The sequence below is a fragment of the Paenibacillus sp. SAF-068 genome (genome assembly GCF_051967555.1).
GTDB lineage: Bacteria > Bacillota > Bacilli > Paenibacillales > Paenibacillaceae > Paenibacillus.
Map to the genome: position 1 here is coordinate 944,696 of NZ_JBQCJX010000001.1, position 26,437 is coordinate 971,132.

22 protein-coding genes are annotated in these 26,437 nt (G+C 46.0%); 18 read left to right on the forward strand and 4 right to left on the reverse strand.

Translation table 11 applies throughout. The annotated features are described in order from the left end of the window. The first annotated feature begins 4 nt into the window (after positions 1–4). The 6 genes from ACTHPG_RS04245 (at position 5) to ACTHPG_RS04270 (ending at position 6,501) form a co-directional block, all read left to right on the forward strand. Positions 5–958, forward strand: coding sequence for a 4-hydroxy-3-methylbut-2-enyl diphosphate reductase (locus tag ACTHPG_RS04245; RefSeq protein WP_036669829.1), 954 nt, complete (start codon positions 5–7; stop codon positions 956–958). A gap of 285 nt (positions 959–1,243) precedes the next feature. Further along, positions 1,244–2,308 carry a 3-deoxy-7-phosphoheptulonate synthase gene (aroF, locus tag ACTHPG_RS04250; protein WP_440387896.1) on the forward strand — a complete coding sequence of 355 codons (1,065 nt, stop codon included), beginning with the start codon at positions 1,244–1,246 and terminating at the stop codon, positions 2,306–2,308. A 412-nt stretch (positions 2,309–2,720) separates the two neighbouring features. Then, a complete protein-coding gene (glnA, locus tag ACTHPG_RS04255) occupies positions 2,721–4,145 on the forward strand; it encodes a type I glutamate--ammonia ligase (RefSeq protein ID WP_074094318.1) in 1,425 nt (474 codons plus the stop codon). Between the two features lie 238 nt (positions 4,146–4,383). Beyond that, a complete protein-coding gene (serC, locus tag ACTHPG_RS04260) occupies positions 4,384–5,472 on the forward strand; it encodes a 3-phosphoserine/phosphohydroxythreonine transaminase (protein ID WP_440387897.1) in 1,089 nt (362 codons plus the stop codon). A 139-nt stretch (positions 5,473–5,611) separates the two neighbouring features. After that, entirely contained in the window at positions 5,612–6,079 is a 468-nt protein-coding gene (gene trmL / locus ACTHPG_RS04265) for a tRNA (uridine(34)/cytosine(34)/5-carboxymethylaminomethyluridine(34)-2'-O)-methyltransferase TrmL (RefSeq protein ID WP_440387898.1), read from the forward strand. Positions 6,080–6,246: 167 nt separating this feature from the next. Beyond that, complete coding sequence (locus tag ACTHPG_RS04270; RefSeq protein WP_036610032.1) at positions 6,247–6,501, forward strand: AbrB/MazE/SpoVT family DNA-binding domain-containing protein; 255 nt, start codon at positions 6,247–6,249, stop codon at positions 6,499–6,501. Between the two features lie 103 nt (positions 6,502–6,604). Here ACTHPG_RS04270 and ACTHPG_RS04275 read toward each other — a convergent pair whose 3' ends face one another. After that, positions 6,605–7,516 carry a serine hydrolase domain-containing protein gene (locus ACTHPG_RS04275; protein WP_440387899.1) on the reverse strand — a complete coding sequence of 304 codons (912 nt, stop codon included), beginning with the start codon at positions 7,514–7,516 and terminating at the stop codon, positions 6,605–6,607. Positions 7,517–7,987: 471 nt separating this feature from the next. Here ACTHPG_RS04275 and ACTHPG_RS04280 point away from each other — a divergent pair, with 471 nt between their 5' ends. The 6 genes from ACTHPG_RS04280 (at position 7,988) to ACTHPG_RS04305 (ending at position 15,650) form a co-directional block, all read left to right on the forward strand. Continuing rightward, entirely contained in the window at positions 7,988–8,752 is a 765-nt protein-coding gene (locus tag ACTHPG_RS04280) for an alpha/beta hydrolase (protein WP_440387900.1), read from the forward strand. Between the two features lie 11 nt (positions 8,753–8,763). After that, entirely contained in the window at positions 8,764–9,723 is a 960-nt protein-coding gene (locus ACTHPG_RS04285; protein ID WP_440387901.1) for an ABC transporter permease, read from the forward strand. An 18-nt stretch (positions 9,724–9,741) separates the two neighbouring features. Next, a complete protein-coding gene (locus ACTHPG_RS04290; protein WP_440387902.1) occupies positions 9,742–10,644 on the forward strand; it encodes a carbohydrate ABC transporter permease in 903 nt (300 codons plus the stop codon). Positions 10,645–10,698: 54 nt separating this feature from the next. Further along, on the forward strand, positions 10,699–12,294 hold the full coding sequence (locus tag ACTHPG_RS04295; RefSeq protein ID WP_440387903.1) for an ABC transporter substrate-binding protein: 1,596 nt from the start codon (positions 10,699–10,701) through the stop codon (positions 12,292–12,294). Positions 12,295–12,390: 96 nt separating this feature from the next. Further along, positions 12,391–14,556 (forward strand): beta-glucosidase BglX, encoded by a 2,166-nt coding sequence (gene bglX / locus ACTHPG_RS04300; protein WP_440387904.1) that lies wholly within the window; start codon positions 12,391–12,393, stop codon positions 14,554–14,556. Between the two features lie 77 nt (positions 14,557–14,633). After that, positions 14,634–15,650, forward strand: a complete 1,017-nt coding sequence (locus ACTHPG_RS04305; RefSeq protein WP_440387905.1) for a LacI family DNA-binding transcriptional regulator — start codon at positions 14,634–14,636, stop codon at positions 15,648–15,650. A 337-nt stretch (positions 15,651–15,987) separates the two neighbouring features. Here ACTHPG_RS04305 and ACTHPG_RS04310 read toward each other — a convergent pair whose 3' ends face one another. Continuing rightward, a complete protein-coding gene (locus tag ACTHPG_RS04310) occupies positions 15,988–17,052 on the reverse strand; it encodes a phosphodiester glycosidase family protein (RefSeq protein ID WP_440387906.1) in 1,065 nt (354 codons plus the stop codon). Then, positions 17,049–17,459, reverse strand: a complete 411-nt coding sequence (locus ACTHPG_RS04315) for a hypothetical protein (RefSeq protein ID WP_440387907.1) — start codon at positions 17,457–17,459, stop codon at positions 17,049–17,051. Before ACTHPG_RS04315 ends, ACTHPG_RS04310 begins: the two co-directional genes overlap by 4 nt. 439 nt (positions 17,460–17,898) lie before the next feature. On the opposite strand from ACTHPG_RS04315, the gene ACTHPG_RS04320 reads away from it, so the two are divergent. The 3 genes from ACTHPG_RS04320 to ACTHPG_RS04330 all read left to right on the forward strand — a co-directional run bounded on the left by ACTHPG_RS04320 (position 17,899) and on the right by ACTHPG_RS04330 (position 20,735). After that, positions 17,899–18,555, forward strand: coding sequence for a response regulator (locus ACTHPG_RS04320; protein WP_440387908.1), 657 nt, complete (start codon positions 17,899–17,901; stop codon positions 18,553–18,555). Positions 18,556–18,693: 138 nt separating this feature from the next. Next, entirely contained in the window at positions 18,694–19,917 is a 1,224-nt protein-coding gene (locus ACTHPG_RS04325) for a PLP-dependent aminotransferase family protein (RefSeq protein ID WP_440387909.1), read from the forward strand. 191 nt (positions 19,918–20,108) lie between these two features. Continuing rightward, complete coding sequence (locus ACTHPG_RS04330; protein ID WP_440387910.1) at positions 20,109–20,735, forward strand: FMN-dependent NADH-azoreductase; 627 nt, start codon at positions 20,109–20,111, stop codon at positions 20,733–20,735. 114 nt (positions 20,736–20,849) lie between these two features. Here the strand turns inward: ACTHPG_RS04330 and ACTHPG_RS04335 are convergent, their stop codons facing one another. Then, positions 20,850–21,695: a DUF2161 domain-containing phosphodiesterase gene (locus ACTHPG_RS04335; RefSeq protein ID WP_440387911.1), complete on the reverse strand. Its 846-nt coding sequence runs from the start codon at positions 21,693–21,695 to the stop codon at positions 20,850–20,852. Positions 21,696–22,056: 361 nt separating this feature from the next. Here ACTHPG_RS04335 and ACTHPG_RS04340 point away from each other — a divergent pair, with 361 nt between their 5' ends. The 3 genes from ACTHPG_RS04340 (at position 22,057) to ACTHPG_RS04350 (ending at position 26,335) form a co-directional block, all read left to right on the forward strand. Beyond that, positions 22,057–23,952 carry a PrkA family serine protein kinase gene (locus tag ACTHPG_RS04340; RefSeq protein WP_440387912.1) on the forward strand — a complete coding sequence of 632 codons (1,896 nt, stop codon included), beginning with the start codon at positions 22,057–22,059 and terminating at the stop codon, positions 23,950–23,952. Positions 23,953–24,193: 241 nt separating this feature from the next. After that, entirely contained in the window at positions 24,194–25,201 is a 1,008-nt protein-coding gene (locus ACTHPG_RS04345; RefSeq protein ID WP_440387913.1) for a protoglobin domain-containing protein, read from the forward strand. Between the two features lie 129 nt (positions 25,202–25,330). Further along, a complete protein-coding gene (locus tag ACTHPG_RS04350; protein ID WP_440387914.1) occupies positions 25,331–26,335 on the forward strand; it encodes a LacI family DNA-binding transcriptional regulator in 1,005 nt (334 codons plus the stop codon). The last annotated feature ends 102 nt before the right edge of the window (positions 26,336–26,437 follow it).

Here is a 26,437-nt window from a genome sequence, read left to right on the forward strand (position 1 = left end):
CCAAGTGGAAGTACTACGAATTTCGCCGCGAGGATATTGTTACGGCGTTGTGGATGCGATGGTGCTCGCGCGTCAAGCGGCACGCAATCTGGATTTACCACGACCTATTTATATATTGGGTATGATTGTGCATAACCAACATGTGACGGATTCCTTTGAAGATGAAGGTATTATTACATTGGATGGTCCGAACCGGATGGATATTCTGAGCCAAGTGGAGAGTGGCACGATTATTTTCACAGCTCATGGTGTATCGCCTGAAGTGCGTAAGCTGGCAAGGGATAAAGGATTGACAACCGTGGATGCAACATGTCCTGATGTCACCAAGACACATGATCTCATTCGGGAGAAGACGGCTGAGGGTTATCAGATCATCTATATCGGCAAAAAGAATCACCCTGAACCGGAAGGTGCTGTAGGCGTTGCACCAGATCTCGTTCATCTGATCGAGAAGGAAGAAGAGATCGAAGAACTGAACGTATCTCCAGGCAAAATCCTTATTACGAATCAGACAACGATGAGTCAGTGGGATATCAAACACATTATGAGCCGTCTGTTGGAGAAGTTCCCGGGCGCAGAGATTCATAATGAGATTTGTCTTGCAACTCAGGTTCGTCAGGAAGCGGTCGCTGAACAGGCGGGACAGTCTGATCTGGTTATCGTTGTGGGTGATCCTCGCAGCAATAACTCTAACCGTCTAGCACAAGTGTCGGAGGAGATTGCAGGTGTTACGGCCTACCGTGTATCCGATGTCTCCGAGATTCAGCAAGAATGGTTGAAAGGTGTAAATAAGGTGGCGGTTACTTCGGGTGCATCAACACCAACACCGATTACGAAGGAAGTCATCCTTTATCTGGAGCAGTATGAGCATGACAAGCCGGAGACTTGGGAGATCAAGCGTACCGTGAACATGAGCAAATTGCTGCCTCCAGTCAGAGAGAAAACACGTACACCGTAGGGTGAAGGAAAGTAAGTCTGCGTGTATGTGAAATACAAACGAGATGTGAATAAGAAGAATCCTGTTATGCAGAACCGAATTAGGTGCTGTGGAGCAGGGTTCTTTTTTTGGATACATGGATAAGGAAGGTGCACCTTGACGCAATAGAAGAACTATGGTATATTCACTTTAACGGATAAAAGCTTAAAAGCGAACAAGCGTTTAAGCGCGACAGAGTTTTTATATTTAACCAGACGCACGCTAAGAAATTATGGTGCTCTCATACAAGGAAGGATGGGAATTAATATGATCGTTATTGCAGGCAAAGCTACACCGGAGGAACAGATCCAGGATATCGTTACAGTTATTGAAAAAGAAGGGCTGCAGGTGCATATCTCTCGCGGGGAGGATCGTACGATCATTGGTTTGATTGGCAAAGTTGAACCTAAAATGCAAGAGCATCTGCGCCAAATGAAAGGTGTCGAGAATGTCGTAAGAATCTCGAAGTCCTACAAATTGGCAAGCCGTGATTTCCATCCGGAAGATACGGTGATCTCCATCAAAGGTGTAGATATTGGCGGGAAAGAACTTGTTGTCATGGGTGGACCCTGTGCGGTTGAATCCGCTGCGCAGATTGATGAGATTGCAGGGCTTGTGAAAGCTGCTGGTGGGCAAGTGTTGCGTGGTGGTGCATTCAAACCGCGCACAGGTCCTTACAGCTTCCAGGGAACGGGCGTAGAGGGATTGATCATGATGGCGGAAGCAGGCAAGAAACATGATCTGCTGACCATTACAGAAGTCATGACACCTGAGTATGTGGATATTTGCGCCGAGTACGCAGATATTCTGCAAGTAGGTACACGTAACATGCAGAACTTTGATCTGCTCCGCAAATTGGGCGAGTGCGGCAAACCGGTATTGTTGAAACGTGGCTTCAGTGCGACATACGATGAGTTGTTGAATGCGGCTGAATACATTCTTGCGGGAGGCAATCCAAATGTCATGCTGTGTGAGCGTGGTATTCGTACGTTTGAATCCTACACGCGTAATACACTTGATCTGTCAGCGATCCCTGTTCTGCAGTCTCTCAGCCATTTGCCGGTTATTTCTGACCCGAGCCATGGTACTGGACGACGTGAACTGGTGGAGCCGATGACAAAAGCTTCTGTTGCTGCGGGGGCCAATGGCCTAATCATTGAAATGCATACCGATCCGGATAACTCCATGACAGGAGACGGTGTGCAATCCTTATTCCCTGACCAATTCGCCAACCTGTTGCAGGATCTGGAGAAATTGGCACCAATCGTGGGTAAATCATTCAGTACAGCCAAACAACCGGCGGAATTTTTCCCGGCACGTGTAGGCGTATAATAAGAATTCATAGTCAAGGTCTGGCTCATCAGCCGGGTATCTCATCTGGTCTCGTATATTGAGAAGATATCAGATAGATGCTCGGTTTTTTTCATATTTTGCAGTTTTGAACGTATTTATTAATCAATGGTGATAAGAAACATTTATGATGTGAAGTTTTTTCCATGATTTAGGATAAAAAAGGGGTCGCTTTACCGCATTAAACCAGTTAAATATATAGTAAATGAGTTGTTATATGAATTTAGGTTATTTATAAAATGTGAGTATATCTAACATACTCGCAAAAAATACCTTACATAAGTATTGACGATGTCAGGTTTTAAAATTTATAATGACGACAGAAAAAAATTCGAATTTAGACATTTTCTTAGTGGGGTTGTTTAATGTTCGGAATATTTGGGAGGACGAATACATGTCGGTTGAAAACGTATTGAAATCAATTCAAGAGAACAACATCGAGTGGGTAGATTTTCGTTTTGTAGATTTAGCTGGTCGTGCACATCACATCTCGTTGCCAGCTTCGGCTGTTGATGCAGACACGTTCGTAAATGGAGTAGCTTTTGACGGTTCTTCTATCCAAGGTTTCCGCGGAATTGAAGAGTCCGATATGGTTATGATGCCAGACCCTGAAGCGACTTATGTCGATCCGTTCACTGCACACCCTACATTGAATGTTATGTGTGATATTTTCACTCCGGATGGCGAGCGTTATGAGCGTGACCCACGCAGCATCGCTGTAAAAGCAGAAGCTTATTTGCAAGAGAGCGGTGTAGGTACAGCGGCATTCTTCGCACCTGAATCCGAGTTCTTCATCTTCGACGATGTACGTTATGAGAGCGGCACGAACAGCTCTTCCTACTACGTGGATTCCGAGGAAGCTTCATGGAACACCAACCGCAAAGAAGAAGGCGGAAACCTGGGCTTCAAAGTACGCACCAAAGGTGGATATGTTCCTGTAGCGCCAGTGGATACACAACAAGATATTCGTAGCGAAATGTGTCGCCTTCTGGAAGAAGCGGGCTTGTCGATCGAGCGTCATCACCATGAAGTGGCGACAGCGGGTCAAGCCGAAATCAACTTCCGTTTTGATACACTGAAGAAAACAGCAGATAACCTGCTTGCATACAAATACATCGTGCACAACACTGCACGTCAATATGGTAAAGTTGCTACATTCATGCCAAAACCATTGTTCGGTGATAATGGTAGCGGAATGCACGTTCACCAATCCATCTTTGATGGCGATTCCCCATTGTTCTATGACAAAGCGGGATATGCTAACCTGAGTGAAATGGCTCTGCACTACATCGGCGGTATCCTGTACCATGCTCCGGCACTGATCGCTTTGACTAACCCGAGTACCAACTCGTTCAAACGTCTTGTACCTGGTTACGAAGCACCAGTAAACCTGGTTTACTCCAAAGGTAACCGTTCCGCAGCAGTTCGTATCCCGGTTGCAGCTGTGACACCAAAAGGTTGTCGTATCGAGTTCCGTACACCAGACTCCACAGCTAACCCATACTTGGCATTCTCCGCAATGTTGATGGCTGGTCTGGACGGAATCAAACGTAAAATCAACCCAACTGAGCTTGGATATGGTCCGCTCGACAAAAATATCTATGACCTGTCTGATGCAGATAAAGAAAACATCCGCAGTGTGCCAGCTTCTCTCGAAGAAGCACTTGATGCACTGGCAGCTGATAACGAGTTCTTGACTGAAGGCGGCGTATTCACAAAAGAATTCATTGAAAACTACATCAACCTCAAACGTGATGAAGCGAAAGCAGTAGCAATCCGCATTCATCCGCACGAGTACAGCCTTTACTTCGACTGCTAATCGGTCGGGGTTCGGAACAGAAGTTGTTCCAACTCGAAGCCTCCGGGATACGCTCTCGGAGGCTTTTCCTTGAATTAAACAATATAGCGCTTTACCTTTGCAGGGTGATAAAGGAATTTGATGGCCTGAAATGGACACTTCAGTGCATATTGCTCTTGAAGCAGATGGAGAATACTGATATCATTGCGATAATATTCACTTAATATGTCAGTTACGGATGGAAAGGGCGGGGGATTTTGTGACAAAAAGAGCGTATAATTTTAATGCAGGACCTGCGGCGTTGCCACTTGAGGTACTGGAGCGTGCACAGGCGGAATTTGTAGATTTTCGTAATACAGGCATGTCGATTATGGAGATGTCCCACCGTGGAGCGGTGTACGAGTCTGTACATAATGAAGCTCAGGAGCGCTTGTTGTCGCTTCTAGGCAATCCCAAAGGATACAAGGTTCTCTTTTTGCAGGGCGGTGCAAGCACTCAGTTCGCGATGTTGCCAATGAACCTGCTCGGTGCAGGGCAGACTGCAAGTTACGTGATGACTGGCAGCTGGGCCAAGAAGGCTCTGTCTGAAGCGAAATTGATCGGCGAGACGCATGTTGCTGCATCTTCGGAAGCAGATAAGTTTATGAAATTGCCGGATGTTTCGAATCTGAGCCTGCCGGAACGTACGGCTTATGTGCATCTCACTTCCAACGAAACGATCGAAGGTACGCAATTCAAGTCTTTCCCGGATACCGGTTCAGTACCTTTGATTGCGGACATGTCGAGTGATATTTTCTGTAAACCATTCGATCTCAATCAGTTCGGTATGATCTACGCGGGTGCACAGAAGAACCTGGGTCCATCCGGAATTACGGTTGTGATTGCTCGTGAGGAACTGGTGAGTGAGTCACCTAAATCGATCCCAACCATGCTTCGTTACAGCACACATGTAGATAATAACTCCCTGTATAATACGCCGCCATCCTTCTCGGTATATATGGTGAATGAAGTATTGAAATGGATTGAAGAGCAGGGCGGATTGGCTGGTATTGAGCAGAAAAATAAGAAAAAAGCGGAATTGCTCTATAACACAATTGATGCTTCTGGCGATTTCTACCGTGGTTGTGTGGAACCGGAAGATCGTTCCCTGATGAATGTAACCTTCCGTCTTGCTTCCGAGGAACTGGAGAAGAAATTCATTAAGGCATCGGAAGAAGAAGGGTTTGTAGGTCTGAAGGGACATCGCAGTGTGGGTGGTCTCCGTGCCTCCATTTACAATGCTGCTCCTTATGAGAGTGTCAAAGCACTGACAGACTTCATGAGCCACTTCCAGAAGACAAATGGATAATTAAGTATAGGTACGGTGTCATGGACCTTCGTGTCTAGTTCTGTACCTTACCAGAGCCTTCCACATTGACGTGTGGAGGGCTTTTCTTTAAGATTAGAGGGTTGTCGTCAACATGAAATGAAAAGGAGATTGAACACATATGGCTTTACACATCGTTCTGGTTGAACCAGAAATTCCGGCGAACACAGGCAATATTTCGCGTACTTGTGCGGCAACCGGTACCCATTTGCATCTCGTGCGTCCACTTGGATTTCGAACAGATGATGCTACATTGAAACGGGCAGGGCTGGACTACTGGCATGCCGTTCATATTGAATACCATGACTCATTTGACGAGGTTCAGGAAAAATATCCGGAAGGTCGCTTCTTCTACGCAACTACGAAGGCAAAGAACCGATACAGTGACTTTAATTTTCAGGATGGGGATTTCCTCGTTTTCGGTAAAGAGACTAAAGGCCTGCCACCTGAATTAATCGCTGCGAATCCCGATACATGCATGAAAATGCCAATGACAGGTGATGTCAGATCATTAAATCTGTCCAATTCGGCAGCAATTATTGTATATGAAGCATTGCGTCAGCTTAATTTTCCGGGGTTAGAAGGGTAAATTCAGGTTATAAATGACGGCTAGAATTCTGTAAAAAAACATTTTTCAAAAAAAAGGACAAAAAATGTTTATTTCCAGCAGGATTCGACAAAATCTTGGCGAATCTATAAACATAGTACAAATGTACCTAGAAATTTAGAGTAAGATAGGAGAGGTGTGCCGTAGCTATGAAGCCAGCTGGAGTAGTTCGCAAAGTTGACCAATTAGGTAGGATCGTATTGCCTAAATCTTTGCGTAAAAGGTATCAAATGAATGAGGGAGATCCTGTAGAAATCTTAGTACAAGGGGACCATATTATCTTGGAGAGATATCGTCCAAAATGTATTTTCTGCGGATCCATCGAGGAAGTCAACGAGTTCAAAGAGCGTTACATATGCGCACAATGTTTAGATGAAATGACTCAGCTTCCACAACACGGATAAGAAGTAACGCCATGGGGTTTATTAACCCCGTGGCGTTTTTTTCTTTCCCGTATCGAGCGTATCACATTGCGATTTGAACAAAAGAAGAATATGAAATCTAATGTTAGATAATTGCAGGTAAAAGCGTATCCCATACGGAATTCAGGATACCTTGCATATTTTCTTCCTCACTGTTAATACATATGACTGCTTCCTCTGAGGGAAGGATGATGCATAACTGACCATAAGCGCCATCGGCGCGGTAAGCACCATGGGTACACATCCAGAACTGATATCCGTAGCCTTCTCCCCAATCTCCGTCTCCAGTTGTTTCGATCTGCCGGGAGGTAGCCTGTCTGATCCAATCCGCAGGTACAAGCTGTGCGCCTTCCCAAAGGCCCTCCTGCAGCAGTAACTGTCCAAATCGACTTAGTTCCTCATTGGTTATCCAAAGACCTGCACAGCCGAGTGTTACCCCCAGTGGAGAGGTTTCCCATTCCACATCATGAATGCCAAGCGGTTCAAATAACCGTGGAGTCAGGTAATCTTTCACGGTTTCGCCAGCAGCAGCCTGTAACATGGCTGAGATCATAAACGTATCCCCACTGCTGTATGTAAAATGTTCTCCGGGCATGCGGTCCAGATGGAGGGACATATAATATTTTGCCCAATCTTTCTCGGTCAATGAAGCTCGTTCATCAGCCCAAAGAGGCGGCGAGTCATGGCCAGAAGACATTCGGAGCAGATCACGTAACTTCAAATCCCGTGGAGATGGGAGATGTGGATGTGCACTAGATAGATGATTATAGGTGAAATAATCACCAAGTGTCGCATCCAGATGTAACAGACCTTCTTCAAGCGCAAGACCAACAGCCATACACGTGAAGGATTTGCTGATGGAATGTTGTACACGGCGCTGATCCCTATCCCTGTCCCAATGGGCAAGCAGATGCCCTTTTTGCAATATGCGAATGGAGAAAACGTTCAGGTGTTGCTCCGTAATCGTTTGAATGAAATCTTTGAGTTGCTCAGACATATTAACCTCCCTAAGATCAGGTGAAACCTGAGTAAAATCGGTTGGTGAAACGTTTCCGTAATTCGAATGCAAAATCAGAACCCATGTTAGTATAAACCTGGTTTGGTGTCAATTAAAGTTGTAATAACACTGACTAAAATTTCATTTTTTCGTAATAATAGTGTCTTTCGGCGCAAATTTAGAGGTGAAAAAGCATTTTTTCGAGAAAATAACGCGAAATTTGTAAAAAGGTTATTGACAGGATTTACTCATCGGGCTTATGATTTATTCGAAACGATTCGAAGAAATCGCTTCCACATTAAAAGTGTTGTAATGAAGACCAAGTGAATCAACGTTGGCTATGTTTTGAAACGATTCGAGAAAATCGTTTCGATAACCCATCGTAATACAAGGAAATCTACAACAGCCTGCAATCGAACGCCAGAGAAACGAATGAGTAAGACAGCAGGCGATGAAGAGAGGGGTTACATTATGGCACATATAACGATCGAAACTGGATCGCCAACCTTATGCATGAATACCAGCATACATGTTGTGTCCAGTGACTCCGGAGAGACTTCAGGCGGTACACTATATCTGTTGCATGGGGCAGGCGATAATGCGAGTACCTGGCAGCGGTTAACCACCATTGAGATGTATGCAGCGCAATATGGCTGTACCATCATTATGCCAGAAGCGAATCGAAGCTATTACACCGATATGGAATACGGCCTGAATTACTTCCACTACATCACTCAGGAGTTACCTGAAGTATGCAAGCGTCTACTCAATCTGAATCCTGATCCGGAGAAAACGTACATCGGCGGTTTATCCATGGGTGGATATGGTGCACTGAAATGTGGGCTGACTTATCCAGAGAAGTATCGCAAAGTGGTGTCTCTATCCGGCGTAACGGATATTCAGACACGGCTTCATGATCCCCATATGCCAGCGACCATGATCAAGGAAATGAAAGCGGTTTTTGGAGAACGTTTACAGGTAAAAGCCGATCAGGACATTTACGCACTGTCGGCCAAGCTGCTGGAACAGGGTGGTCCTTTACCGGATATCCTCAGTTGCTGCGGCGATCATGACCCCTTCGTAGAGATGAATCGCGACTTCGCGAATTACATGCAGGGGACTGCCTTTAATTTTCGTTATGTGGAGACACCGGGGGCTCATGAATGGAGATTTTGGGAGCACCACCTGAGAACGATGTTTGATTTTCTGTATAACGACAAGACCAAAGTAGAGTGAGGAGATGCAATGTGAAACCTGCAGCCGAAGGACCTAACAAAAAGCTGAAGGGAAACGTGAAGGGCAATTCGCTCTGGACTGAAATCTGGAAGCACCGAATGACATACACCCTGCTTATTCCGGGGCTTGTCTGGCTAATCCTGTTTGCCTACATGCCGATGGGCGGCCTGTCTCTGGCATTCAAAGATTACAAGGCCAACCTGGGCATCTGGGGAAGTCCATGGAGCGGATTCGAGAACTTCAAATATGTTTTCCGTGATCCAACCTTTATTGACGCAGTATGGCGTACGCTGTACATCAATATTCTGAAACTGATTATTCAGTTCCCGTTCCCAATCATTCTGGCGTTGTTGCTGAATGAATTGCGGATGCGCAAAGGGAAAAAATTGTTCCAAACTGTTCTTACGTTTCCTCATTTTCTGTCCTGGATCATCGTATCCGGCGTAGTTATCAATGTGCTGGCCTATGACGGACTGGTAAACAGCGCGCTCGGATTACTCGGATTGCCAACGATTAACTTCCTGGGATCCGAATCCAACTTTGTACCGATGTTGCTGTTGACTGATATTTGGAAATCAAGTGGATGGGGTGCGATTATATTCCTGGCTGCCATATCCGGTATTGATCAGGATCAGTATGAATCAGCACAGATCGACGGGGCCTCCCGTATGCAACAGATGTTCAAAATTACGTTGCCGAACATCCTTCCAACCATCACAATCATGTTTATTCTGTCGGTTGGTGGATTGATGTCTTCCGGGTTTGACCAGATCTTCAACTTGGCAAATGCTGCAACCAAAAATGTATCGGAAGTACTCGATGTATACATCTATCGGATTACGTTCCAGTCATCAACCGATTTCTCATTCTCGACAGCGGTCAGCTTGTTCCGTTCCCTGGTGAATATGGCCTTGCTGCTTCTTGCTGACAGATTTGCCAAGTGGCTTGGCGGAGACGGTTTGTTCCGATAAGAGAGGAGGGAAAATGAGATGAGCAAGAAAGCTAACAAAAAACCGAGAATTGGTACAGAAAGAATGACACTTCTCGATTACATTATATTCGCCGTATTACTCGTGCTTGCCCTGATGATCCTGATTCCGTTCTGGAATGTCATCATGATCTCGTTTGCAACACAAAAAGAATATGCTGACAATCCATTTTTGATGTTCCCTAAAGAATGGACACTGGATTCCTACAAGGCGTTGTTCGCTGACGGAACGATTCTGTCGGGATACAAAAATACGATTATATTGCTAGTCATTGGCTTGCCACTCAGCTTGTTCCTGACAACAAGCATGGCATATGGCCTTAGTCGCAACAAATTCCCGTTTAAGAAAATTATCTTTTTCCTAGTACTGTTCACCATGATCTTTAATGGTGGTATCGTACCGCTCTACCTGATCATGAAATCCCTTCATCTTACAGGTACGCTGTGGTCCGTTATCCTGGCGGGAAGCTTCAGCGCGTTTAACATGATTCTGATGATGAACTACTTCTACACCTTGCCTGAATCGCTGATGGAATCGGCGAGACTGGATGGAGCAGGAGAGTGGAGAATTTTGTTCTCTGTTGTTCTTCCGCTGGCTACACCAATTATGGCTACAATCACGTTGTTCTACGGGGTGGCTTATTGGAACAGTTGGTACGATGCGATGATATTCCTTCGAAAAGCGGATCAGTTACCGCTCCAGAATGTACTTAGAAACATTATCGTGACATCTACGACGAATGCATCCAATGCATCGAGTGTGGATGCTGCCCAGGCAAGTAACTTCTCCATGGGCATGAAGATGGCAGCCGTATTTGTCACCATGGTACCCATTATGTGTTTCTTCCCGATGCTGCAAAAACACTTTGCCAAAGGGGTATTAACAGGGGCAATCAAGACCTGATTATACGTATAGGATTTTGCAATAAAATTTGAATAAAAAACATGGGGGTAAAACATGAAAACGAACAAAAAGTTGTCAGTAAGAGCTCTCTTTGCCATCACGCTTAGTGTAGTTATGCTGATGGTGACCGCTTGTTCCAGCCAAGGAGCTTCAGGTGGTAACGAAAAAGATGCAGAGGGAAATTACAAAGATAACCTGACCATCTCTGTAGCTAACCTGACAGAAATCAAAAACGGGAACCTGGATAATGACTTCCACAAGTTCTGGACAGACAAATTCAATGTAACATGGGACTACAACTATATCGATTGGGATTCATGGGGCGAGAAGCTTCGTCTATGGATCAACTCTGGCGACTTGCCGGATGTAGCAGTATGGAACTACGTACATGGCGATGCCATTAACAGCATTGAACAAGGGTTGTTCTACAAATTCCCGGATGACTGGAAAGAACGCTGGCCTAACGTGGCAGCAGCTTACAACTTGACAGGTCTTGGAGACAAGTTGGAAGAATTGACGGGTGGAACATATGTCCTGCCTAGACCAATCTATTTCGAAAACAAACCGGCTGACCCGCTGACGAACCAAATTGGTGTCATTGCACTTCGTAAAGACTGGGCTGAAGCGGTTGGTTTTGAACTGAAAAATGCTTATACAACAACCGAATTGAATGAATATGCTGCGCTAGTGAAAGAAAAAGATCCAGGCAAAGTGGGTAACAAACTTGTACCTTTGTCCTACAATGCTGCTGACGCAATGACAAATATGATTATGCCAAACAGTGTACATGCCATGACTGACACACCGTTCTACAAAGGTGAAGATGGTAAGTTTCACTGGGGACCGGCAGATCCTGAAACGCTGACAGGACTTAAATTGATGCAAAAAGCTTATAAAGACGGGTTGCTCAATCCTGAGTTCTACACATGGAAAAACAATGAAGGTCAAAATAACTTCAAAGTAACAGGAACAGCTGCCGTAACAAGTCTGGGTGGACTGGCGTCGTACAGACAAGGTCTGGATTCGGATATGAAAAAAAATCTGGGTGTAGATAGTGATGAATTGGTACACACAGCAATCGTACTAGGCGATGACGGTAAATACCGTAACATGGAGCAAGCCAACTTCTGGTCGGCATTGATCTTCAATCCGGAGATCAGTGACGAGAAATTCGAACGGATCATGGATCTGATCGATTACTCCGCAACCAAAGAAGGACAGTTGCTCATCAACATGGGCTTTGAAGGAACCGATTGGAAATATGATGAGAACCAAGAACTGGTTAGCTTGTTGCCAGAAGGAACGGTATTGGAAGATAAATACCCGGCACGTTTCGAAGGTCTGTACCTGCTCGGTGACGATTTCAGTGTTGTAAACCCTGCAATCAAAAAAGATTACCGTGACAGAGCCGTGGAATTGTTCCAAGAAAAAGCAAAACTCGGTACAGAAGGCAAATCGCTTGCAACATACGATTGGGATGTCAACCTGTATGATTCCAAAGCGAAGAGTCAGGCTTCATTCGACTACCAGAACGAATATGCCAACTTGATCCTCAAAAATGGAGATCTAGAGGCAAACTGGAAAGAATGGGTAAACAGTAAAATGTCCCTGGTTCAACCTTATCTGGATGAGCTAAACGAGAAATTCTAGTAATCGTTCAGTCATTAATTTTGAACCCGGTGCGCGGTCTCTCCCCGAACGCAGCCGGGTTCTTTATTTCAACAACTTGTAGTGGAGGATACATCGATGAATAACGAGCAGTTGCTAGACCTGGTAAAACAGATGACGTTGGAGGAAAAAACAGCTCAGCTTCTTCAGTTGACTGCCAACTTCTATGAAGGAACAAATGTCGAAGGTCAGATCACAGGGCCGATGGAAGAAATGGGAATTACGGAGCAGTCTGTGGATGCCAGTGGGTCCATTCTGGGGCTGTCCGGTGCGCAGGCCATCATAGATGTACAGCAAGCTTATATGAAAAAAAGCCGTCTGGGCATTCCGCTCTTGTTCATGGCTGACGTCGTTCATGGATTCAAAACCATTTTCCCGATTCCACTGGCAATCGGTTGCTCATGGGATACAGAGCTTGCTGAGAAAAGTGCTGAAATTGCAGCTCGTGAATCGGCTGTGTCCGGTTTGCATGTGACCTTTGCACCCATGGTAGATCTGGTTCGTGATCCGCGTTGGGGCCGTGTAATGGAAACGACAGGAGAAGATCCTTATCTGAACAGCTTGTTCGCAGCTGCATTTGTACGTGGATATCAGGGCGACAGCTTGAAGGATGAGCCAGATCGTCTTGCAGCCTGTGTCAAACACTTTGCAGCATATGGAGCGGCTGAGGGTGGCCGAGATTATAATACGGTGGACATGTCCGAGCGTAACCTGCGTGAGTACTATTTGCCAGCGTATAAGGCGGCGTTGGATGCGGGTGTGGAGATGGTCATGACTTCGTTCAATACGGTTGACGGTATTCCGGCAAGTGGCAATGAGAAGTTAATGCGTGGCATTTTGCGTGACGAGTGGGGCTTTGATGGTGTATTGATCTCGGATTGGGCTTCCATTCGCGAAATGATTGCACACGGCGCTGCGGAAGATGATCGTGAAGCGGCATATCGTGCTATTCGCGCAGGAGTAGACATGGAGATGATGACACCTTGTTATGTACATCATTTGCCTGCGCTGATTGAGAGTGGTGAAGTGGAAGAGGAGCTTATTGATGAAGCCGTTCTGCGAATTCTGCAACTGAAAGAGAAGCTGGGATTGTTCGACAATCCGTTACGTGCAGCTGATCCGGTTCGTGAACAAGAGATTGTGTTCTCCAAAGAGCACCGTCAGGTAGCGTATGAACTGGCAACCAAATCGGCCGTCCTGTTGAAGAATGATGACAGCGTGCTTCCACTTCAACCTGACGCGAACGTAGCCCTTATTGGTCCTTTTGCACAGAGTCCTGATATTCTGGGCTGGTGGTCCTGTGAAGGCGTGAAGGAAGATGCAGTCAAGCTCGGAACAGCTCTGCAAGAACGCCTGACGGGTGGGAAAGTTCAATATGCTCAAGGCAGTAATGTTCATACAATTACAGCCGAGCAGATTGCTGAAGCCCTGGAAGTGGCAAGCAAAGCGGATCTGATTGTCCTTGCTCTGGGTGAAGACTCTGAGATGAGTGGGGAAGGTGGCTCGCGCACGGATATTCGTCTGCCAGCAGCCCAATTGGAATTGGTTAAGCAGCTCAAAACAGCGGGGAAACCTATGGCGAGCGTTATTTTCAATGGTCGTCCATTGGATCTGCATGGTGTAATCGATGAATCGGAAGCCGTTCTTGAAGCCTGGTTCCCAGGTAGTGAAGGCGGTGCAGCAATCGCGGATGTTCTGACAGGTATAGTGAATCCATCTGCACGTCTGACGATGTCCTTCCCGCAGTCCGTAGGCCAGATTCCGGTCTATTACAATCATTTCAATACAGGTCGTCCGTTGAACCCCGAGAAGACGGAAGAACGTTATGTCTCCAAATACATTGACAGCCCGAATGAACCTTTGCTTCCGTTCGGTTATGGTCTCTCGTACACTTCTTTCTCTTATGGTGATCTTGAAGTATCAAGTAACGAGATGACTGCCGAAGAGACCCTGAGCATCCAAGTCCGTGTTACGAATACGGGTGAGCGGGCAGGTGTAGAGACCGTTCAGTTGTACGTTCGTGATGTAACGGGTGAAGTCGTTCGACCTATGCGGGAGCTGAAAGGTTATGTGAAGCTTGAGCTGGCGCCAGGCGAGAGTGGTATAGCTACGTTTACGTTAAATGAAGAACAACTACGTTATCATCATTCCGACTTAAGCCATCGCAGTGATCGAGGGGAGTTCCATATTCTTGTGGGTGCAAACAGTCGGGACACTCAGAAGAAGTCATTCAGACTGGTGTAATCCGGTGAATGGAAAGAGTAATGTGTCGGGCCTTTCGTTAGGAAAGGCCTGATGAACATAACAGGGGAGCGAAGAATGTGGTCAGTATCAAGGATATCGCCAAACAGGCGGGAGTTTCCATCTCTACGGTGTCATATGCGCTGAATGGCAGCAACAAAGTGACCGATGAGACGAGTTCCAAAATTTTGGCTATTGCCAAAGAACTGAACTATGTTCCAAATGCCGCTGCAAGAACACTGAAGAAGAGGGAATCCAAAATTCTGGGTGTATTCTTGACCGATTTTAGCGGAGATGTGTACGGAGACTTGCTGAGTGGCATGAAAGCCGTATGTAATGCTCAAGGCTATGACCTGATCGTATGCAGTGGTAAACAATCCCATCGCATGCTTCCAGAGAGGATGATTGATGGTGCAATCATTCTGGATCATACGTTTGCAAGCGAGGAATTGATGCAATATGCCGATCGTGGGCATAAAATCGTTGTATTGGACCGTGAGATGGATCATCCCAACATTAATCAGGTTCTGCTGGATAATAAGGCCGGGGCGACACTTGCGATGGAACATCTTATTGAACAGGGACATAAGAAAATCTACGTGGTAACAGGACCGGAAGGTTCGTTTGACTCTGTGCAACGGTTAAAGGCTGTGAGACAGGTGGCGGAACGTGAAGCCGATGTGGAATGGATTGAGATCACGGGAGATTTTGAGAAGAGTGGTGGAGAACGAGCCGCAGATCAGATTGTCCAGGTGTATGATGGACCCGCAGCTGTATTCTGCCTCAATGATGAGATGGCTATTGGCCTGTGTGATCGTCTGGCAGAAAGTGCACTTGGCGTTGGTCAGGAGATTGATGTTATCGGATTCGACAATATTGAATTGAGCAAGTACGTCCAGCCGAGATTGGCAAGCATTGATTACTCCAAACGCAAGTGGGGGTCGCTCGCTGCTGAACAATTGATCAAGATTATTGCTGGAGAACCCGTCGATCATGAGCGAATTTATGTAACATTAGTTGAGGGTGGGTCGGTGAGTGGGCCTATGCCGTCGGATTCGGTTATATCCATACGGAATGAACGGGCGGTTAGCTATTGAGCCGGAATGTGCGTCTTGTGACAGTGTTGATGCGTGAATTAAACGGTACAGCAAGAGACAAGGCTTAGAAGAATCGAATCATTCTTTTAAGCCTTGTCTCTTGCTATTTCGAGGATGAAGCCATAGAAAAAGCCTCTCCGGAGAGAGGCTTGGCCTTTACAAGCCTTTTGTCTTGTCATTGTTGTAGGATGAAGTGAGAATGCCTGTAATGAAGAGAGTCAATACAATTGCAATAATCCAGAATGTCAGTGAAAATGACATACTCTTCGCACCTCCTGCACAAGCTCATTTTCTTCTATTATAACCATTATAGGTAGAAAAGAAATGCTTCACCCTATTATTTGTAAAATAAAAAGTGAGTAGGCACCGGTCTGAGGCTGCCATCTGAAGGGTTATTCACAACCCGGTTATTCAGAATAAGCGAGGAAGATCCACCGCCATCCAGATTATAGGCGTCGATGACCCCGAGCTTGTACAACCGCCCTTGCAACTCTTCAAGGGTAGCACCTGAACTTCCGCCCTCATTATAACCATCGACCACAATAATCAACAACTGATCATCCTTATAATTGCCAATGACTGTACGTGGTGCCCGTTTGGGTGATACTTTCCACTTGTCGGGAATTGTGGTTTTGCGTCCATTCTGAAGCAGTACCGGAACAAACGTAGCCCCGAATTGCGGTTGCAGGCGATCCAGTGAGTTCTTATCGAAGAACTTGCCTCCAACCAACTTACCGGCATCATTAAGTCCTACAAAAAACAGATCTTTGAAACTGGCCTGAAAACCGTTCACGTATTTCCCGTCCATGACAGTTGTGCTAAGTGGATAACGTTTGCCGCCACTGTCAGCAAATCCACCTGCGTTGATCCCGGCAATGGCGCCGTTACGCTTCACAGCCTGCATGGTCGTCTCAGAACGCCCGGGTTCACTGTCTAGAGCCATTTGCATGGCCGTAGGGTCTTTTAGCTTAATCTTCATGGCATAGCCCTTATAGCTGCCAGGATTCACTCTGTACAGTTCTATCGTTAACCGGTCACTGTCTACCCTTTCAAATGGGACACCAAGCTTGGATGTAATCCGTTTGTTGTAGATCGTTTCCGGACGATCCGCCTGGGCGGAAGCCTTCTGTACAAGTGTAGACATCGTACTTGTTGTCTTATTATAGAGCTGTGTCGTTCTTTTAATAGAAGAAGAAGTCTGAACAGCAGCATCTTTTGCCCCGGCAAGCTCTTGGCTGATTGCTTGGGTCCGGGGGGTAATCGTGTCCTCTGACAGTTCGGTAGGAATCAAACCTCCGGTTTCAAGCGGAGGACGAAGCAGCAGCAGGCATAATATCAATCCAACAAAAGGAGCGAGTGCAAGCATAAAAAAACGATTAACCTGTTTGACGGGTGTAATCATTTGAGCAGGTCCATCTTTTTCTGGAGTGTCTCCAGTTGTTTTTTGACTTCGCTCAGCTGGGTATACAGTTTGTTGCTGTTATCCGTTTTGTCACTTGCATTATCCTTGGTGAACGTCAGCAATTCATTGAAGGATTGAACTTGTCCCTGCAGGTCTTCTACTTCCTTCGATATCGTTGTTAGCTGATTTTCATAGTCGGTTTTTAGGGCTGCAATCTGCTGCTGATTATGGGCCTGAAGCTGGCTAATCATCTGTTGCTGGAGATGGTTACTATAATAGTAGGTTCCCACGACTCCTAGTGCAATGAGAACAATCCACATTACCAGAAACAGCCTGATTGAAGATCCGGCCTTGCCTTTGGCGCTCCGGGTGTGATGGATGTCAGAGGGCGGGGAAGATGGTTTCATATCATCACTCCTGGTCATTTATAGGTATAAAAAAATTTCCAGTCCTCATTCTATCATGCCCCTATTGATTACGCAAAAATGAAATTCTTTACTTAATAGAGTAAAAAGAGATTGCATCGGAAGGAAGTCCTAGGATACAATTTCTTATAGATGCAATAAGTAGGAACTTTGGGCAGGTTTTTCGACTTTTTTAGATAGAAATGCAGGAAAATTATACTATATTTTGACCTTTCCAGGGATGGGAAGATGGACACCATGGTGTTTTTATAACAAAATACGGTGGAAATAGAGCTTTTTTAGCGGCTGCATCCTGCCTTTTTCTGTTTTTCGACATAATCCGACCTGTGCTTCTTCTATACTCGGACTGTCGCATAGATGATGGGATCATCATGACAGAAGCTAGAAGTTATTTGTCCAATACATAACAGGGGGAACAACAATGAAAAAAGTATGGCAGGTGGTCATCATAGATATCCACCCCACCAGCATGCTCGGTACAAAATTGATTTTGGAAGAGCAGCAAGATCTGACGGTACGTGGCATGACTTCGACCGGGACAGAAGGGCTCGATCTGGTGAATACATACCAGCCTGATCTGATTCTGATGGATTATCGTCTTCCGGAGGGCCAGGCCGATCAATATATTGCCCAGATGAAGAATCTGTCAGCTCACAGCCACATCATCATATTGACGGATGAAGACAATGTGAAGCTGTTTCGTCATCTGATGAGTCTTGGTGCAAGCGGCATGCTATCCAAACAGGCTTCCCCTAGCCAGTTGATTCATCTGATCTCTGGGTTACGTGAGGGCCATGTATCCATTCCATTGTCGTGGTTAAACAGTGCGGAGTGGGCGCAACCTGTGGAGTCTCCGACAGAAGCACGTGTAATTGAATTATCAGAAACCGAAACTTTTATTATGGAAAGAATTGTTCAGGGTGTAACCTATGATAAAATAGCGAATGAGATCAACGTTAGTAGACGCTCCATTGATAATTACCTGCGTAAAATATACGTGAAGCTGGAAGTAAGCAGCAGAGCACAGGCCATTGAACGCTATGCCTTGCATGCAAGACAAGTGAAGACAGGGTCCTGACGAATCAAAATGGCTCTTCCCATGATCATAACCGGTCGGGGTAATTATCCGGTCATATTCGATGGCGAGCACGAATAGGTTGTAGGGCTGCGGACTGCGAGTACAGCTTCGGAATAGGGATGAAAGGGGAACGGATCGATGAAATATTTCTTTGCTTCCCGTACCAACAGGCTTTTGTCATCACCACTGAGGGATATACGTGAGATGTCTGGCAGGGATTATTTCATTTCTCTGGCAGAAGAATTGCCTGCGGAGGAGTTGTTTCCTTTCAAATTGTTGGAAGAAGCAGCGGTGTCTGTCTTTAGTTCAGGCCCCTCCGCACTGCAATATGGAGAGCCAGCAGGATACACCCCCCTAAGAGAGTGGTTGAACAAAGACTGGAATGCCCGCAAAGGCATACGAACGGTGCCCGAGCAAATTCTGTTGACCACTGGTACCCAGCAGGCCATCGATCTCGTGATGCGTCTATTGCTTGAAGCAGGAGATTCTGTACTGGTTGAACATCCCACATCACCAGGCTGTCTTGAGGTTCTGGAGATGCAAGGAGCCAAGATTGTTCCCGTAATGGGTGATCGGGATGGCATACTGCCAGACCTTTTGGAGCATCACATGCAGCAGGTCAGACCGAAGCTGCTTTTTGCTGCACCCAGTTTCTCGAATCCGACTGGTGCTTTGTGGAGTATGGAACGTCGGGAGGCTGTCCTTGAGCTGTGTTCACGTTATGGTGTACTGCTTGTGGAAGATGATTCTTACGGGGAGCTCCATTTCGATGGTCTTGAGCCAACGGAATTCTATCGTAAATACCCTTCACTCTTTGCACTGGATACTGCAGATCAGGGTGGACATGTTCTCTACATTGGTTCATTCAGCAAAACGGTAGCGCCTGCTCTACGAACCGGCTGGGCCGCTGGACATCCGGCGCTGATTCAGGCCATGGCTTCAGTGAAACGGATTGCCGATGGTCAGTCCAGTCCAATGAATCAGAGGCTATTGTATCAATTGCTTGCCCATTCCCCTTTTCGTTGGAGTGACCACTTATCCATGTTGAATCGGGAGTATAAGACAAGACTCAAACTGATGCTTGAACTGTTGAAGAGACCGGGCTGGAAAGGGTGTCAGTACAACATCCCTGAGGGCGGAATGTATCTGTGGGTACAGTTGCCGGAAGGATTGGATAGCGGCGCTCTGCTTAAGGCAGCTCTGCCCAAAGGTGTATCTTTTCTTCCTGGATCGTTATGCTCTACAGGTGTACAGGATCAACGGTTCATTCGATTGAATTTTAGTCATCCGGGACGGGATGAACTGCTGCTCGGCATGAATCTGATTAGTGAGGCCATTTCCGAATTTACGGCTCGTAGCTAAGTCGGATCCAAAATTAGATTGTAGCAAAAAATTAAAATTGATTCATGACCAAAGTGATTACGTTATTGCATCCACTAACATTTTTATATATAATATGAATTAATGAGTTGTTGGTTTCTTTATATAAGCTGCAATGGTGGCCAGTTCAGAAAAAGCACTCATATATTTTATCTAACGGGGGAAAATTCAACATGTCTAATATTTTATTCGTTAAAGCAAATGACCGTCCTGCAGATCAAGCAGTCAGCGTTAAATTGTACGATGCATTCTTGAGCGCATACAAAGAGTCCCACCCAGGTGACACAGTTACTGAGCTGGATCTCTACAATACAGATATTCCTTACTATGGCAACACTGTAATTACAGGTGGCTACAAAGCAGCAAACGGCATTGAAGCAACTGCTGAAGAGCAAAAAGCTGCAGCACTGGCTGCACAACTGCAAGATCAATTTTTGGCAGCAGACAAAGTGGTATTTGCATTCCCGCTCTGGAACTTCACTGTTCCTGCTCCACTCGTGAACTACATCTCTTACCTGAGCCAAGCTGGTAAAATGTTTAAATATACAGCTGAAGGCCCTGTAGGTCTTGTAGGCGACAAAAAAGTAGCATTGTTGAACGCTCGTGGCGGCGTATACTCCGTAGAGCCAATGGCATCTGCTGAAATGTCCGTTAAATATGTTACTAACGTATTGAACTTCTGGGGTATCCAAAACCCTGAGCTTGTGATCGTTGAAGGTCACAATGCTTCTCCAGACCGTTCCCAAGATATCGTGGATGCAGGTCTGAAATTGGCTTCCGAAGTAGCAGCAAGCTTCTAATAGCATTCTTCTATATAGAACACACAAAAACACCTGTTGTCTCCACTGGAGATGACAGGTGTTTTTGCATTTTAAATTTCTCGCATCCGTTACTTCACTTCGCTTGAATTTTTATCAGATGTGCCCTGTGTTTTTCAAGTACTGCTCCGCCGTTTCGGCAATGTGCGCAAGGTCGTCCTTGGTTTCACCAGATACAGAATACGTTACATCAGGTTCAATAATGGTTCGTTCAATCATATCATTATCCTCAAGCATGTGTGCATGCTCAGTTAACGCCTGTACTCCCTTAATGGTCAGAATGTATTTCCCGCGGGAGAGGCGTTCAAACCAGCCATAATAATTCTTTTGCAAAATTGCCGCGGCAGAACCTACACCGGTCTGTCTGGCGAGAGTGGCGGGAGAGGCTTCTCCGTTCGTTCGCAGCGCGGATGCGACCCGTAAGGCCTTCTCACGATATGCGGTGACCAGCTGTCTGCGTGTGCTGCCTCCTGTATTGTAGTCTCCACTCCGTTCATCGAACTCCTTAAGCAAGCGTTTCCGTCGAACACCGCTTTTGCGCGCAACCTGATTGCGTCCAGTGAGGGGGATCTGGGCGGAGGGCTCGCACAATACATCAATCAGGGGGGCTTTGGTTTTGTAAAATGTGACTGTCAGCAGACCCAGACCAAGCTGTCTGCATAATGCAGTCAGTTCGCTCCAGCGTTGGTTCACGGCTCCGCGTTTGCTGCGATTGCGCTCGACGGCCAAATACACGAACGGGCTGAGCTTCAAGCGCTGCATGCCCTGCAATAACAGGGAGAGGTTAAATGTTTTTTTCATCTCCACAATCAGGGGTTCCTCCTGGTCCGATCTGACACCTACGAGGTCGCAATGTCTGACTTCCGCCTTTACGTCGAAGCCACGCTGCTCGAAGAAAGCCTTCACAGGCGAATATAATTCGGTTTCGTATTGCACTGCCATCGTTCGTGCTCCTTCCTCAAGTGGCTTGGGATCTGGCCACGCATTGTCCGGTTTCCTGAATTTAGAACCCTCATTATATCATATTCGTTCTTTTTTTTCTGAAGGCACAAGATGTCTGATAGAACAGGGAAAAGCCAAAATTCGAAGCCGTTGATTGAAAAAAAGAGGTCAACTTATCCGAATTGCCGCATAGGTATGTAATACACTTTTCACAACAATACAAGATGTTTGGACAGAGGGTGGCGGGACTACACAGAACCGCAAGATTGGTATTCAAGCAGGAGCCGCAATTCTATTGATTTCTTCATACCATTCGGAATGGTTGACAATCACACTAAAGGAGCCATGGGAGGTACCAAGCATGAATATTTTTGAACGCGTTGCGGAACATCGGGCAGAGAGTGACCGTTTGACATGGAACGGAACATTTGAAGATTATATTGAACTGCTGAGAAAGGACCCGACTCCGGCAATGACGGCTCACGCCAGAGTGTATGAAATGATTGAATCGTTTGGCGTGGAAGAAGTAGGTGGGCATAAGCGGTACAAGTTTTTTGAGCAGGAGATCTTTGGATTGGATCGTTCCATTGAAAAGCTGGTCGAAGAGTACTTTCACTCGGCAGCACGCCGTCTGGATGTACGTAAGCGGATCTTGCTCCTTATGGGTCCCGTAAGTGGAGGTAAATCAACGTTGGTGACGTTGCTGAAGAGGGGTCTTGAACAGTTCTCGCGGACAGAAAAAGGGGCCATATACGCCATTGATGGATGCCCGATGCATGAGGAGCCGCTGCATTTGATTCCATTGGAGCTTCGTCCTGAAGTGGAAAAGGAAATTGGTGTCCGCATTGAGGGTAACCTTTGCCCATCTTGCCAGATGAGACTCCGTACCGAATATGGTGGTGATATCAGCAAGGTGCCGGTGGAACGGGTCATTGTTTCCGAAGATAATCGGGTGGGGATAGGAACATTCAGTCCATCCGATCCAAAATCGCAGGATATTGCCGACCTGACTGGCAGCATCGACTTCTCCACCATTACCGAGTTTGGTTCCGAATCCGATCCACGTGCCTATCGTTTTGATGGGGAGTTGAACAAGGCCAACCGCGGATTGATGGAGTTCCAGGAGATGTTGAAATGTGATGAGAAATTTCTGTGGAATCTATTGTCGCTCACACAGGAGGGGAATTTCAAAGCAGGACGCTTCGCCTTAATCAGTGCGGATGAGATGATTGTGGCGCATACGAATGAATCGGAGTATAAGTCATTTATCTCCAATAAAAAGAATGAAGCATTGCAATCCCGGATGATTGTCATGCCGATTCCGTACAACTTGAAAGTATCCGAAGAAGAGAAAATCTATGCCAAGCTCATTCAGCAAAGTGACATGAAGCATGTTCATATTGCACCGCATGCATTGCGGACTGCAGCCATTTTTTCCATACTTACCCGCTTGAAGGAAACGAAGAAACAAGGCATGGACCTCGTTAAAAAAATGCGGATGTATGACGGTGAAGAGGTGGAAGGCTACAAAGAAGCAGATCTCCGCGAGATGCAGAATGAGTATCTGGATGAAGGGATGTCTGGTATTGACCCGCGGTATGTCATCAACCGGATTTCCAGTGCTTTGATCAAGCAAAATCTTCAAAGCATTAACGCGCTGGACATTCTGCGAGCCATTAAGGACGGACTGGACCAACATGCTTCGATTACGAAAGAAGAGCGGGAGCGTTATCTGAACTTCATTGCTCTTGCACGCAAGGAGTATGATGAACTGGCCAAGAAGGAAGTACAGAAAGCTTTCGTGTACTCATTCGAGGAGTCCGCAAGAACGTTGTTCGAGAACTATCTCGATAATATTGAGGCATTCTGCAACTGGTCCAAAATTCGTGATCCGCTCACAGATGAAGAGTTGGACCCGGATGAGCGTCTGATGCGTTCCATCGAGGAGCAGATCGGTATCTCCGAGAATGCGAAGAAAGCGTTTAGGGAAGAGATTCTTATCCGAATCTCGGCTTACTCCCGTAAGGAGCGAAAATTCGAGTACAGCAGCCATGACCGTCTGCGTGAAGCGATTGAGAAGAAGTTGTTTACAGATTTGAAAGACATCGTCAAGATTACAACTTCAACCAAAACACCGGATGCAACCCAATTGAAACGAATGAATGAAGTGATCAAGCGCTTAATTGAAGAACATGGATATACCGCAGCCAGCGCCAATGAACTGTTACGCTATGTGGGCAGTCTGCTTAATCGCTAATCGGCAACGAACCATTCCGGATCAGGCTTCTGATGTCTGCTGTGAGGCTCCTTCACAGCAGAGTCAGGGCCTTTTTAGTTCCATAAGCATCTTATTAATCTAAAAAGCTGACAAATAAGGTTAATTTTACGATGAATTAGTTCTAATGGTATATGTAAGTTTAGGTATTTTAGTCTATAATCGATACATATATTTACAATTTAAAGTAATGGTGTTTATTAAGGAGCTGACTGAACCAGATATGAGCAGTATTTCCGCAACAAGACAGAAGCAACTTGATTACATGGGATTAACCGTAAGAGATCTAACACTGCTTGCCGATCATCGGCCTGTTTTTAAAAAAGTTGTGAATGAAGTGGTGGATCATTTCTACAATCATGTAGGGAATTATCCTGATCTGGTAGATCTGATCGCAAGATTCTCTTCCATTGAACGTTTAAAAGAGACGCAGAAGATGTACTGGTTATCGATGACGGATGGAGTCGTGGACGACGCATATATTGAGCAACGTATTGCGATTGGGCTTGTGCATTCCCGTATTGGCCTGTCCGAAGATTATTATCTGGGTACCTATATGGTATACCTTGATATTGCAACGAGCATATTCCAGCAGGTGATCCCTGATTCCTGGCATCTTGTCATTCAGGCGCTCAGTAAAATGTTCAATCTGGATTCACAGCTTGTCCTTGAGGCATATGAGAAGAAAGAAAAAGAAAAATTATCTCAGCTTGCTGATGATCAACAACATACCTTGCAGGCGATTACGCAGATTACCCAAGAGCTAACAGGCATGATTAGTGAACTGAATGAAAATGCGCTGGCCATCTCGAATGTAGCCAAAGAAACAGCCGCTTCCCAGGATCAGGCTCAAGTTCTGCTCACGGAATTGACAGGGGAGATCCAGCAGATCGGAAAAATGGGTGAACTCATTCGTGAGATATCGGATCAGAGTCATCTTGTTGGTCTGAATGCAGCGATTGAAGCTGCCCATGCAGGAGAGTTCGGACGTGGCTTCGAAGTCGTCGCCAGTGAGGTGCGCAAGCTTGCAGCCAGCTCCCGTGATGCTCAGGGGATAATTCAGTCCAATCTGGAGCAGATCATGAAGAAACTGAGCAGTGTGCAGCAGGAGTCGGATCATACGTCTCGCGGAGCACGTAGCCAAGCTTCACGCTCGGCTGAACTCGCTGTATTTGCAACAACAATGGAGAAACTGTCTCTGGATTTGAAGAATCTGGAACAACAGGAATAGACGTTAAAAGCAATAGGAACCTTCCATACCGTTTCAGGCTGTTTTAAGCTATAATGGGTAGACAAACCTGCCGATGTTATGGAAAATGCAGCCGGAGACAGGGGATTTGAAAGAGGTTGAGGTGATCAGATGGCTTCTATCCATGATGTGGCCAAGGAAGCGGGAGTATCTGTTGCAACCGTTTCCAAAGTGATAAACGATTATCCTGATGTAAGTGAAAAAACACGCAAAAAAGTCAATATAGCCATCGAATTATTGAAATATCAACCCAATGTGGTCGCACGTGGACTTGTTAAACGCCGTTCATGGACGGTAGGCGTATTGTTGACGGTCCCATTTACCAACCCTTTTGTGTCGGAATTGCTTGAGGGGATCAAAACTGCGCTGGAGAACAGCGGATATGATCTTGTTCGGTTGTCTACTCGCTTCGATGATCCGGCGTACTCGTTCATCAAACATTGCCGCAGTCGTAATGTGGATGGGGTTGTTGTATTCGGGGAAGGCAGAGAAAACGCGAGTATTCAGGAACTGGTGGATGCAGAGATTCCAACGATGTTTATTGATACGGACCTGTTGGGCAAGCGTGCCGGTTACATTACGACGGATAACGCGAACGGGATCTCAATGAGTGTCAAACATCTGCATGAGCTTGGGCACCGCAAAATTGCCTATATCTCAGGGACACTTGGCCCCGCCGTAGCTAATCTACGATTGGAAGGATATCGGGAAGGATTGCGAGAATGTGGCATTCCGTATTCTACAGTTTATCTGGAGGTTTGCGATTATTCATTCGACGGGGGAAGCAAGGCGGCCCGGCGATTGCTGGCACTTGAGGATCAACCCACAGGGATTGTCTGTGCTTCAGACATGTCTGCCTTTGGGGCAATCCATGAGATTGAGAAGCATGGACTGAGTGTGCCAGAAGATATCTCGGTTGTCGGGTTCGACAACACGTATTATGCTGAGGTATTCAAACCGGGGTTGACCACGGTGAATCAGAATATCTATTCTATTGGCATAAAGTCCATCGAATATCTGATTGCCATGATTGAAAATCCGGCTTATTCTCCTCCCGTTGTGACGGAACCTTCCAATTTGGTGATCCGTCAGACGACAGCACCTTTAAAATCCTAAAAATGTAAATAGTAAAGATGTTTACACGAAGCACAGCTAATAAGCTGTGCTTTTTGTCGTTCTATATCTCAATTGGAAACATATGGTTAATGGAGTGATGCA